Annotated in this window: 12 protein-coding genes; 6 read left to right on the top strand and 6 right to left on the bottom strand. The window is 40.3% G+C overall.

Translation table 11 applies throughout. The features are described from left to right. Positions 1-3: 3 nt before the first annotated feature. From ABDZ97_RS17270 to ABDZ97_RS17260, 3 genes are all read left to right on the top strand, one after another. Positions 4-1212, top strand: a complete 1209-nt coding sequence (locus tag ABDZ97_RS17270) for a hypothetical protein (protein ID WP_343790875.1) — start codon at positions 4-6, stop codon at positions 1210-1212. Between the two features lie 74 nt (positions 1213-1286). Further along, the gene (locus ABDZ97_RS17265; RefSeq protein ID WP_343790872.1) at positions 1287-3782 is read left to right on the top strand and encodes a DUF5686 and carboxypeptidase-like regulatory domain-containing protein; all 2496 of its coding nucleotides are present in this window, start codon (positions 1287-1289) and stop codon (positions 3780-3782) included. Positions 3783-3812: 30 nt separating this feature from the next. Further along, positions 3813-4559 (top strand): hypothetical protein, encoded by a 747-nt coding sequence (locus ABDZ97_RS17260; protein WP_343790869.1) that lies wholly within the window; start codon positions 3813-3815, stop codon positions 4557-4559. A gap of 4 nt (positions 4560-4563) precedes the next feature. Here the strand turns inward: ABDZ97_RS17260 and ABDZ97_RS17255 are convergent, their stop codons facing one another. Beyond that, positions 4564-4914, bottom strand: coding sequence for a helix-turn-helix domain-containing protein (locus ABDZ97_RS17255; RefSeq protein ID WP_343790866.1), 351 nt, complete (start codon positions 4912-4914; stop codon positions 4564-4566). Between the two features lie 165 nt (positions 4915-5079). Here ABDZ97_RS17255 and ABDZ97_RS17250 point away from each other — a divergent pair, with 165 nt between their 5' ends. Then, positions 5080-5793: a VIT1/CCC1 transporter family protein gene (locus tag ABDZ97_RS17250; protein ID WP_343790863.1), complete on the top strand. Its 714-nt coding sequence runs from the start codon at positions 5080-5082 to the stop codon at positions 5791-5793. Positions 5794-5808: 15 nt separating this feature from the next. Here the strand turns inward: ABDZ97_RS17250 and ABDZ97_RS17245 are convergent, their stop codons facing one another. Further along, complete coding sequence (locus tag ABDZ97_RS17245) at positions 5809-6219, bottom strand: OsmC family protein (protein ID WP_343790860.1); 411 nt, start codon at positions 6217-6219, stop codon at positions 5809-5811. A 46-nt stretch (positions 6220-6265) separates the two neighbouring features. After that, positions 6266-7246: an aspartate-semialdehyde dehydrogenase gene (locus ABDZ97_RS17240; protein WP_343790857.1), complete on the bottom strand. Its 981-nt coding sequence runs from the start codon at positions 7244-7246 to the stop codon at positions 6266-6268. 60 nt (positions 7247-7306) lie between these two features. Here ABDZ97_RS17240 and ABDZ97_RS17235 point away from each other — a divergent pair, with 60 nt between their 5' ends. Together ABDZ97_RS17235 and ABDZ97_RS17230 are read left to right on the top strand one after the other, a co-directional pair. Then, positions 7307-9895 (top strand): lamin tail domain-containing protein, encoded by a 2589-nt coding sequence (locus ABDZ97_RS17235; RefSeq protein ID WP_343790854.1) that lies wholly within the window; start codon positions 7307-7309, stop codon positions 9893-9895. 69 nt (positions 9896-9964) lie between these two features. Continuing rightward, positions 9965-10459 carry a hypothetical protein gene (locus tag ABDZ97_RS17230; protein ID WP_343790851.1) on the top strand — a complete coding sequence of 165 codons (495 nt, stop codon included), beginning with the start codon at positions 9965-9967 and terminating at the stop codon, positions 10457-10459. A 48-nt stretch (positions 10460-10507) separates the two neighbouring features. Here ABDZ97_RS17230 and ABDZ97_RS17225 read toward each other — a convergent pair whose 3' ends face one another. The 3 genes from ABDZ97_RS17225 to ABDZ97_RS17215 all read right to left on the bottom strand — a co-directional run bounded on the left by ABDZ97_RS17225 (position 10508) and on the right by ABDZ97_RS17215 (position 12024). Next, positions 10508-10855, bottom strand: a complete 348-nt coding sequence (locus tag ABDZ97_RS17225; RefSeq protein WP_343790848.1) for a Rieske (2Fe-2S) protein — start codon at positions 10853-10855, stop codon at positions 10508-10510. Positions 10856-10864: 9 nt separating this feature from the next. Next, the gene (locus ABDZ97_RS17220; protein ID WP_343790846.1) at positions 10865-11539 is read right to left on the bottom strand and encodes an SCO family protein; all 675 of its coding nucleotides are present in this window, start codon (positions 11537-11539) and stop codon (positions 10865-10867) included. Between the two features lie 197 nt (positions 11540-11736). Next, on the bottom strand, positions 11737-12024 hold the full coding sequence (locus ABDZ97_RS17215) for a GIY-YIG nuclease family protein (RefSeq protein ID WP_343790843.1): 288 nt from the start codon (positions 12022-12024) through the stop codon (positions 11737-11739). Positions 12025-12045 lie beyond the last annotated feature (21 nt).

Genomic DNA, 12045 nt, shown 5'->3' with positions numbered 1-12045 from the left:
CGAATGGATAAACGACTGTCAGCCGCAATTATTTACGTATCGCTTTGCGTAGTCATTCTTCTGGGTATGCATTTTAGCGGATGGATAGATCTGTTCTCTGAAAGTTCATTTCTCAATTGGGATGCAGAACATTATCATTGGATTCGAAACAAAGGATACGAAGGTTTCAGAGTTGCCTTTTTTCCTCTTTTCCCATTTATCTGGAAACTGATTCCAGTAGGAGCAATAGGTATTTCGGTATTGAATGGGTGTGTGTTTCTTGTTTCTTTTTATTTTTTGATCCGGCAATTGGGAAGTTCATGGAAAGAGGTGATCGTATATCTCTCTATACCCGGGTGCATCTTTTTTTTCTTACCGTATTCAGAAGCTTTGTTCTTTCTCTGCTCAACATTCATTTTGATCGGATTGAGAAAAAACAAAATGAAATGGGTGTATATCGGATTATTGTTCGCTACCATCTCGCGTCCGGCTTTCACTATTTTTATCCCGGCTCTGTTACTTGTCGAAATGTTGTCCGGCGACCGAAAAGGGAGCCTACAGCGTATAGGAATGTACCTGTTATCAACTGCCCTGGGTATTATACTGGTCGGACTCTTTCAATTTATGGACACGGGTGAATGGTTTACGTTTTTCAGTGTACAAAGTGGTTGGGGTAATGCGTTGCGCCTACCTGAGTTTCCATTGACATCCTGGGCAGGAGGGTTTATTGTCCGTTTAGATGGTGCTGCCTTCTTAATCGGGGGGATTGCCGGACTTGTTTTGCTTGCCAATTTATTGAAAGTAGGTAAGGTAGGAAAAGTTAAGTTGCCCAGAGAGTTGGTCTTTTCGCTTGCTTACCTGGGAGGAATTACGCTGTCGGTATTACTGTTTAGAGGAGGAAGTCTTTTCAGTTTGAATCGTTTTATATTTGCTACTCCTTTTATTCTCATTGCTTTGCATTTCTGGCTCAATTCCACTGTTGAGATACGAATGAAACAGCTTTGGATGGCTTTTGTAGTCATTTTCCTGTTTTGGTTCTTTTTTGCTTCCTATGTGCATATACAGGTATTGGCAAAATTCCTGTTCTTAAGTTTTTACCTCTGGCTTATACTTTTGGTTAAATCGGATAAGAAATGGTTGAGAGAACCTGCTTTTTTTGTCCTGATTCTTTTGAATATTGTGTTTCAGGTTATCCTTTTCTATCGTTTTATGAATAATGAATGGGTAGGATAATGAAACCCCTGAAGCATACATGTTATGAAAACCCTTACATTTAGTTATTTGTTTTTTACTCCTCAGACCCGAAAATGAAAATAGGAATTTGGATCATACTGATAATGACGCTGAACATTGTTCTTGTCTTCGGACAAGAGACAACTGTTTCGGGGAAAGTTATTGATTCGGATACAAAAGACCCTCTGGGTTTTGCTCAGGTCGTGTTGGTCAATGCCGGGGTAGGTGCAACGACAAAAATTGATGGCTCTTTTACATTTTCCTTTCCGTTGTCTGTAATTCAGGAGGACTCCCTTATCGTCACGTATATGGGATATCACCATAAAAAAGTAGCATTTGACCGGGGAAGAGAACAGGAAATTATAATTGAATTACAATCCAAGACACTCAGTCTGGGGGAGGTTGTCGTAGGTCCGGGACAGAATCCTGCCTGGAAAGTTCTGGACAGAGTAATTGCGAATAAACAGTACAACAACCCTGATTTTTTTCCGACATACACATACAAAGAATACAGTAAGATAAGGTTTGACCTGAATCATTTTTCTGACAGAATCAAAAAGAATTTTCTTTTTCGTCCATTCGATTTTATCTGGGACAATGTAGAAACGACTGACGAAGGGGTGCGTTTTCTTCCCGTATTGTTGGTTGAAAAAGCGTTGTTACATTATGTGCGTTCTGAACCTGCCGCAAAAAAAAGTGTGGTACAGGGGGTGAACATGACCGGACTCAAGGGACCCCGGATTTTGGAGTTTGCGGAAGACTTACAAGTAACACCTAATATTTATGAAAACACAATTGTCGTGCTGGATAAAGGGTTTATCAGTCCGATTAATGATCAGTATAAATCCCATTACGAGTACTATCTGATTGACAGTACAAAGTTTTCGGAAAGAAAAGCATATCAGGTTGCTTTTAAACCAAAAAATTATCTGGACTTAACGTTTATGGGAAGTATGTGGATAGACTCTGCAGATGCAGCAATTCGTGAAATCAATTTGCGATTTGATATTCAGGCAAATGTCAATTTCGTCAGGAGTTATATGGTGAGACAGACATACTCTCCTGTGGATGCTAAATACTGGCTGCCGGACACAGCTTCTGTGCTTGCCGATTTCACTGTATTGGAAAATCAGGCAGACCTGACCGGATTCTTTGGTAGAAAAACATCTGTTTATCACAAGTATGCTGTAGATACCATTGTTTCAAAGACAGTTTTTTCGGGGTTGGAAGAGGTTGAGTACACAGATGATGCAGAGTCTCTCACGGAAGAGCAGTGGGAAGCCTTACGGAAAGGCGAGATGACAGAACAGGAGGATAACCTTTTCGGTATGATGGAAACATTGGAGAAAGATCCGAAATACCAGTTCAGAAAGAATCTGATTGTTTCTGTTTTTTCAGGATATATTCCCCTAAAGAATGTATTGGAAATAGGTGATTTTTATACGTTTTACAACTATAATCAGGTAGAATACGGCAGGTTTAAATTCGGTTTGCGAACACACGAAGATCTTTCGGATCATTTTTTTGCGTCTGCATACACTGCGTATGGTCTCCGTGACGCCAAATGGAAGTATGGGGGAGATTTTCGGGTTTCTTTTGGGAAAAATCAGGGAAAGCGGATGCATATTGGGGCAGATTATTCATACGATATTCAACAGCTTGGAAGAAGTGAGAATCAGATTCGTATAGATCATTTATTTTCCTCAATTATGCAGGTGGGTCAGGGTAGCAGCAGACAGTATGTAAATGATTTTTCTGCGTATGTGGAAAAAAACTGGGCAACGGGTTTTGTGACACGATTAGGTTATTTTCATCAAACATATACTCCGACATTGGACAATCAGTATATCAGACTTACTGATTCGGGGTTGGACACGGTAGCTAATTACCGGGCATCGGGGCTGAGCCTTACATTCAAGTTTCGTTACCTGGAGGATGAGGTAAAAGCAGTATTCACTGAACGAAGAGTGATGCAAATTCCGTTCTTACGATTTCCAGAAGTTACAGTTGACTTTCGCTTTGCTGATAAAAAGACATTAGGATCGCAGTTCGACTTTCAGAAGATACGATTGCAATTACAACAGAAGGTTCGGGCGGGTAAAGCAGGTTATTTTCACTATCTGATTGCCGGAGGGAAAACATTCGGGAATGTTCCGTTTCCCTTTTTGGATATCCCGTACGGAAATCAATTGATTCTCAATGACGACAGAGCTTTTAACCTGATGCAGTTTATGGAGTATGCCACAGATCAATATGTAGAATTTAATGTACAACACCATTTTGAGGGGATGATCATGAACCGGATACCATTGATTAAAAAATTGAAATGGAGAAGTTTTGTATTTGCCAAAGGATACCTGGGATCTTTATCAAACAGTAATAATGAAGGAAAATACCTTTTTCCGCATGGAATGTCGACCTTATCAAATCATCAGTATTACGAAGTAGGTTTTGGGTTTGAGAACATCTTTAAATTTGCCCGGATGGACTTTACCTGGCGGTTAACCGATATTACTAAGCCCGGGACGTATTATTTTATTGTGAAACCGTCCTTTGTCTTTACTTTTTAGCGAGCACAAATTTTGTACCTTTAGTGTGATATGAAGTATTGGATGGTCGTATTGCTGGTATGTTGTCAATCTGTTTTTTCGCAGACGATACAGGAACGGTTTTATGATTCCGGAGAGTTAGCTGTGCGGGAAACAACAACGGAATTATACAGGCAATACGGATCTTCTGCAAGAGAAGAGAAGGTAGAAGTGTTTAGTAAGGAGGGAAACCTTGTCTTCTCAGGAAGCAGAAGGTATGCCGGAGGGTATGCAATGATCCGGTTGACTTTTTATGATAATGGTGGTGTAGAGCGTATTGAGAATGAGTATAACTCCGAGGGAAGGCATGTAAAAGACATGATTTTATTGGATCGAAATGGAAATCGGATAACTCCTTCTCAACCCGACTCTACTGCGGTAATCGATACGATCGGAGGATTTGCTTTTCCCAAAAGACCTGCGTTAGATGCAATTAAGTCAAATGATTTAGGAGAAAAGCAATTGATGCATGTATGGTGGGAAAACGGAAGTGAAGATACACTAATAATCAGAGTTCAGCAGAAAATGGATCCTGAAGGTATTTGGAAAGTATATAGACTAAACTCTGGAGACAAAGTGGAGATAGGGACTTTTGATCGCGAAAGTCTTTTAGATGATCCTGCTGAGAAGTATATTTTGGAAATACGTAGTACTAAGGATTCTATATTCCGAAAAATAGAAACAAATGAAGTACAGTCAACTATGCTTTCTGCAGGAAGCAAGACAACGTATTTGTACCATTGGACAGGAAATAAGTAACGATTTACCGTTCTTCTCCCATTTTTTCTAAAACAGCGTTATATTTTTCAAGAAGAATAAGGTATTTGTTCTTCCAGTACTCTACAGATTGTTCGTTCGGACCGTAAGCCCCTTTGTTATCAGAGGATATGTTGTGGCTGTCAGGGGAAATATAGAAACCTCCTTGTGGTAAAATCTCTGAGAAATCATAATGGATTATTCTTCCAATTTCAAGTACAGTTTCAATTGGAACCTGCGGATTCTCAAACACATTGTAAATATGCCTTCTGCTCTTACCCATACGCTTCGCCAACTTGGTTATTGAATAACCACTTTCGCGAACCGCTTTTTCCACTGTTTCCCCTCTGTGTATCATACTACGCAAGTATATGTAGCAATTCGGGAAATAAAATCAACATGTTTTACACATTTGCGTAAAATAAAGTTAAGCTTCTATGAAGTAAAGATGTATTCATTTAAAAAAGCAGTAAATTCATGACATACGAACAAATTATCTGCATAGAATAGAAAGAGGCTGATTATGAATAATACGGAAAACGGTCTGGATACTTATCTGGACAATCATTACATTAACCGAAGTAACTGGTTGAGAGCTGCGGTACTGGGAGCAAATGATGGTATAATATCAACAGCAAGTTTGGCAATCGGCGTTGCGGCAGCCAGTGATTTGCGTGAACCGGTTGTTCTTGCAACACTTGCCGGATTGGTCGCCGGAGCGTTGTCCATGGCAGCAGGTGAGTATGTTTCCGTTAGTTCTCAAACAGACATTGAAAAAGCAGATATTCAACGCGAGAAGGAAGAGCTTAAAGAAATGCCTGAACTGGAGATGCAGCGTTTGGCAGAAATCTATGAGAGTCGTGGATTAAAAAAGGAGACTGCACTTCAGGTAGCAAGGGAACTTACCGAACATGACGCACTTGGGGCGCATGTCCGTGATGAATTAGGAATTAATGATATCAGTCAGGCTAATCCCATTCAGGCGGCAATAGCTTCCGGAGCGGCGTTCACTGCAGGAGGTATCATGCCATTACTGGTTACTCTTTTTCTACCGATAAAAGGAATGGAATATTTTCTGTATGGATTTGCTATTTTCTTCCTGATAATTTTGGGCGCAATGGCTGCCAAAACCGGAGGGTCAGGAGTCGGAAAAGCTATCGTACGCATTACCTTTTGGGGAACAGTAGCCATGGGGCTTACTGCCCTTGTCGGATATTTGTTCGGAGTGAAAATATAAAAAGTATAAACTTTATCAGAGAAGTTCGGCAGTTAACGTAATATCGAAACTGAACGCTCCGCTGACCGGACAGTTTTCCTTTGCTCCTTTTGCAATTTCCTGAAATTCTTTTTCACCAATTCCGGGTACTTTGGCTTTTAGATGTAGCGCGGATAGTTGAATCCTTCCTTCTTCTAAAGTTATAACGGATTCTGTTTCCAACTCGTCCGGAGTATATCCTGCTTCTGTTAGATCCAGACTGAGTTTCATTGTGAAACATCCTGCATGCGCTGCGGCAAGTAATTCTTCCGGATTTGTTCCCGTTCCTTCGGCAAAACGACTGTTAAAAGAATAGGAAGTTTTACTAAGTACTTTACTTTGTGTTGTAAGGTGCCCTTTTCCTTCTTTAACCGTGCCGTTCCAAACAGCTGTTGCTTTTCTTTTCATAATTTTCCCTTTTCACTATACTACGAAAAAAGAAGTAGAAAAACAATTATTTACGGAGCAATGTTTCAGCAATCTGCACTGCGTTTGTAGCCGCTCCCTTTCGAAGGTTATCCGCCACAATCCAGAGATTGACTGTACCCGGTTGAGATTCGTCCAGTCGGATTCGCCCGACAAAAACATCATCCTTGTCCTGAGCGTATGCCGGCATAGGATACGTTAATGTATCTGTATTGTCTTTCAGAGTAATTCCGGGAGTTTCAGAAAGAATTTTCCGGATTTCAGTGATGCTGATATCCTTGTCTTCAAACTCAATATTTACGGCTTCTGAATGTCCGCCAACTACAGGAACTCGTACGGCTGTTGCTGTAACGCTTATAGCAGGATCAAGAATTTTTCGGGTTTCACGTGTGAGTTTCATTTCCTCTTTTGTGTAACCATTCTCTTCAAAAACATCACAGTGTGGAATACAGTTCTTGTCAATTTGATAAGGATAAGCCATTTCTCCCTGTTCTTCGTTGCGTTCATTTTCCAACTGGCGCATTGCTTTTACCCCTGTTCCGGTAACCGATTGATAGGTAGATACAACAACGCGTTTAATACCATATCGTTTGTGAAGCGGTGCAAGAACCATTACAAGCTGAATCGTAGAACAATTTGGGTTGGCAATGATTTTATCCTGATCGGAAAGTAAATCTCCGTTGACCTCAGGTACAATTAATTTCTTTTCTGGGTCCATTCGCCAGGCAGAGCTGTTGTCAATTACAACCGTTCCGTTTTCGGCAAACTTTGGTGCCCATTCCAGAGAGGTTGCTCCACCCGCTGAGAAAATAGCATAATCAGGTTTACAGTCTACAGCAGTTTGAAGGGTAACAACCGGATATTCTTTGTTTTTAAAAGAAACTGTTTTTCCAACAGACTTCTCTGATGCAACAGGAATTAATTCAGTTACGGGGAAATTTCGTTCTTCCAATACTCTAAGCATCACATTTCCAACCATACCCGTCGCGCCAACTACTGCAACTTTCATAACGAGATCAAATTTTTTAATTCCTACAAAAATAGTATATTTCAGTATTAAACCGAGGCTATGTTAAAATATCTACACGTTGTTATTTTCCTTTTACTTATTCCCCGTTTTTATGGACAATTTGCAGATGACTTCACAGACGGAGATTTTACAACCGGTAATCTTTGGGCGGGAGATGATGCGAAATTTATCGTAAATGGATCAGGGGAATTGCAACTATCAGCACCTTCTGAAACCAGTGATGCTTATTTGGCTATTGCATGTCCAGCTATTGAAAATGCTGAGTGGGAATTCTTTGTGAGAATGGATTTCAATCCGTCATCTTCCAATTACACACAAATTTTTCTGGTGTCCGATTCAGACGATTTGAGGAATGATCTGAATGGTTACTTTGTGTATATAGGAGGGACTACGGATGAAATTTCATTATACAGGCAGACAGGAAATACCCGAACAAGGATTATTCAGGGAGTAGCGGGCTCAGTTAATACTAGTCCGGTAAATGTACGAATTCGGGTAACAAGAGACATTGCGGGTAACTGGGAACTGTTCCGCGACACTTCATTGACAGGAGTGTTCTTATCAGAAGGAAGTGTATTTGATGATGCTCATCTCTACTCTTCTTTCTTTGGCGTCTATTGTGATTATACCGCAACTCGCTCAGAACATTTTTACTTTGATGACTTTATTGTGACGGGCCAACCATACACGGATCTGATAGCTCCGGAGTTTGTTTCACTTACAGTAACTTCTCAGAATACGATCGATTTGCTCTTTAATGAAGCATTAGATGAAATTTCGGTAGAAAGTAATGCGGGTTATACAGTTAATAATGCAGTAGGCTCTCCGATTTCAGTTGAGTTGGATCCCGTAAATAACGCTCTGATTCACCTCACTTTTGCTACTGATTTTATTGATGGAGCAATGCATGAATTAGTTGTCTCCGGGATCGCAGATCCTGCCGGGAATGTTATCACACCGTTTGCCGAAGAGTTTTTCTTTTACATAGCCAACGAACCGTCGTGGGGAGATGTCCGGATTAATGAAGTAATGGCGGATGAGTCACCTTCAGTCGGGCAACCTGTAACAGAATATGTTGAATTATTGAATACAACTGCCAAGACATTCGATCTGACAGGATGGAAAATTTGTAATGATAATTCCTGTGGGACGATTCAATCTGTTTTGCTTTTACCACATAGCTACCTGCTTGTTACTCCAACAGGAGCATTAGATTCATTTCCCGGTAAACCGATAATTAATGCTACGTCATTTCCCGGGTTAAAAAATAGTGCCGATGAAATTTTTCTTTGGGATGCAACGGAGACTATATTGATTGATAATATGATTTATTCTTTAGCCACCTATCAGGATTCGGAAAAGAGTGATGGCGGATATTCGCTTGAGTTGATTAACCCTTTGTTACCTTGTTCAGGCAGCACTAACTGGACAGCTTCGGCAAGTGTTTCGGGTGGAACCCCCGGTGAACAGAATTCTGTATATACAACGACTCCGGACAGTACACCTCCCGCCATTGAAAGTGCATTTGCAGAATCAGAGAACAAGGTCCGGATTACATTTACAGAATTGATGGACTCAGTCGATTTAGTAAATTTGGGGCTAACTATTGCTCCTTTAGTAGCATTGGATTCAATTAAGGTGGAGCAACGGTATTCTTACGTGATGGACATCTATCTTTCAGAACCGTTGGTGCCTAGTGTAATTTACTCATTGGAGCTTATGGCTGTTGAAGATTGTTCTGGTAATATCACGGATCTTTCGACTGTATTTGTACTTCCTTCTCTTCCGTTTGAGGGAGACGTGGTGATTAATGAGATTCTTTTTAATCCATTGACGGGAGGGTCTGATTATATTGAGTTGTTGAACGTATCAGATAAAACCTTTGACTTGAAATACTGGCAGATGGCAAACTATACGGATACAATTTCCGGATTTAAACTGATTTCTGAGGTCCCCTTTCTTTTTTCGCCCGGTCAGTATCTCGTTCTCACAAAGGACTCTTTACAAGTTAAGCAGGCATACCCGGCACATGGTTTTGGAACATTCATATATTGTGATTTACCCGCCTATTCGAATGGTGAAGGAAGTGCACTCCTTCTGGATGACTCCGGCGGAATTATTGACCGGGTGGATTATCTGGAAGACTGGCATTTCAGGTTACTGGATGATAAAAAAGGGAAATCGTTGGAACGAATAAGCAGTTCAGGGAAATCAAATGATGCTTCGAACTGGCAGACGGCATCAGAAACGATCGGTTTTGGAACACCGGGACTAAAAAATTCACAAAATTTTGAAGCGAATGCAGATGGGGGTTTCTCCGTAGAACCTAAAGTTTTTTCGCCCGATAATGACGGGTTTGAAGATTTTGTAATGCTGGTCTATGACTTACCCGAACCGGGGATGGTCGGTTCTATTCATATGTATGATGAGAATGGACGAAAAGTGAGAACACTGGTAAACAATCATTATTTTGATCAGCGGGGAGAACTAAAATGGGATGGGTTGAATGAAGATGAACAGAAGTGTCCTACAGGAAGATATATTGTCGTATTTGAGGTATATTCTCCAACGGGAACAGCACAGAATATCTCAGCAAGAAAAGTCGTTGTAGTTGCATCCCGGCTTTAAATTTGTTATTTTTGAAGCAGGCTTCCGAACCAAACTACTCAGATTTTTGTTAGATAAAAAAGTAAAAGTATGAAAATTAGAAATTTGAGTTTAACAGTTGTTATTGCATTAGCTTTTTCGTTTGTTTCTTACGCACAGCCTTATAAAACGGCAATCGGAGTAAGGTTAGGATTTCCTAATAATGTCAACTTTACTTTAAAGCATAATTTGGGGGCTGCGTGGGCAATAGAGTTGAATGCCGGGGCAGGGTGGAGATCTGCTGCGATTGATTTTGCAGGAATGTATCATTTCGATATTCCGAAACCATCAGGAATGAGATGGTATCTGGGAGCTGCTGCTGATGTTGGTTTTTTCTATAACAGAGGGACATATCATCCGGTTTCAGGATACAAGCATGGCTATTTTTCAACCGGGGTAAGTATCTTCGGAGGTTTGGAATACACGTTCCCGAATATTCCATTGAATCTGGCGTTTGATTTAGGACCCCGTCTGCCAATTGTTCCATGGAGTGTCTACCCGGATTATGCCAGGGTTGGTCTGACAGCGCGTTATACGTTTAAGTAATAGTAAATATTTGTATAAAAATCCCGGGTATTTTACTTCGGGATTTTTTTATTCCCCGAACCAGCTAAAATATGTGCGTTCCAGGAAAAAACCTTCTTCTGTTTCAAGCAGAGGGTAGGTTTCAAGATACAACCCATGACCTCTTCCATTTTCCAGATTGAATTGATACTTATGCCAGGGGCAGATAACAGATCCTTCCCGGATAGTACATCCATTAAGGGGCTTATTTTGATGCGGACATTTATTACGAAAAGCATAAACGGAAGAACCGGCTCGTACAAACAAAACCTCCCCGAATCCCAAACGAATGACTAATTCTCCATCCTGTGCAAATGATGCAAGAAAAGATTGTCGGGAATCACTTAGTTTGTATCGTTTGGTTTTATCGGAAAACATACTGAGAAGTTATTCGTCCAATAGAATTTTAATATCCCGGATGAGATGATCTACTTCTTCAGAAGATGTTCCGTCGTAATATCCGCGGATACGACGTTTTTTGTCAACAAGAACAAAGTTGTTGGTGTGAATAAAATCACTTTCTCCGTCACCTACATCCTCAGCCTCAGTTGGTTTTAAGACAAAGTAAGACTTTCTGGCTAATTCATATAAGTGTTCTTTGTCTCCGGTCAGTAGATGCCATTTTCCTTTACGAACACCTTTTTCCTTAGCGTAACGCAACATCTGTTCCACTGTATCTACTTCAGGCCATACCGTGTGGCTGAGAATCATAACATCAGGATTATTGAGAAAAGCACCCTGTACACGAGTCATTTGTGCTGTCATTTTAGGGCAGATAGAGCCGCAGGTAGTGAAAAAATAATCAGCTACAAATATTTTCTCTTTGATATCTGCTTGGGTAATGGTCTCTCCATACTGATTGGTAAAAGAAAAATCACCGATGGTATGACCATATCCTTTTCGTAAAAGGGTACTGTCGACAAGACTTTTTTCAATGATATCAATTGGGTTGTAAACTTTTAGAACGTGTTCTTGCTTTTTTGCCTGATCGAGGTTCATTTTGTAAGCAATTCCAAGGGCTACGACAAAAATTACAGCGAAGATCCAAACGACTTTTTTCATAACAAATCCGTTTTCTACAAAGGTAAGGAAAATAAGTGTTGAGGGGAGAAAAACCGGAAATCTATGGGGCTGGTAGTATGGTTGTTTTTACTAGGTAAAATGAAAAAAGCGAATGCTTTCACACTCGCTTTTTTTAAGCTCCCCCTTTTGGGCTCGAACCAACCCCGATTATCGGGGCTCTGATTAACAGTAGATTTTTAGTATTTCGCTAATAACTCTGTTATCAGACTGGGGTTATTTTTTAGGTTTTGAATATGAACTTTGCTTTTCATTTTCTTGATGTGTCGTTCAATAGCTTTTGCCTGATTTTTTGAAGAACATGTTATGGAAAAGTAGACCGCCCAGTCATCTGCCTTGGCAGTATATTTATTCTTTCCATAGGTTTTATCGTAATGTTGTTGAAGTCTGTTTTCCAGATTAACCGTCTCTCCGATATAGAATCGATTAAGTTTATGTGATTGTAGTATGTAAACAAAGTGTTCCATTGTTAGGTAAAACGAAAAAAG

The sequence above is a fragment of the Wandonia haliotis genome, assembly GCF_039523435.1.
Taxonomy (GTDB): Bacteria; Bacteroidota; Bacteroidia; order Flavobacteriales_D; family Crocinitomicaceae; genus Wandonia; species Wandonia haliotis.
The sequence above is the reverse complement of the archived record's forward strand: the minus strand, read 5'-3'. Positions and strand labels throughout refer to the sequence as shown.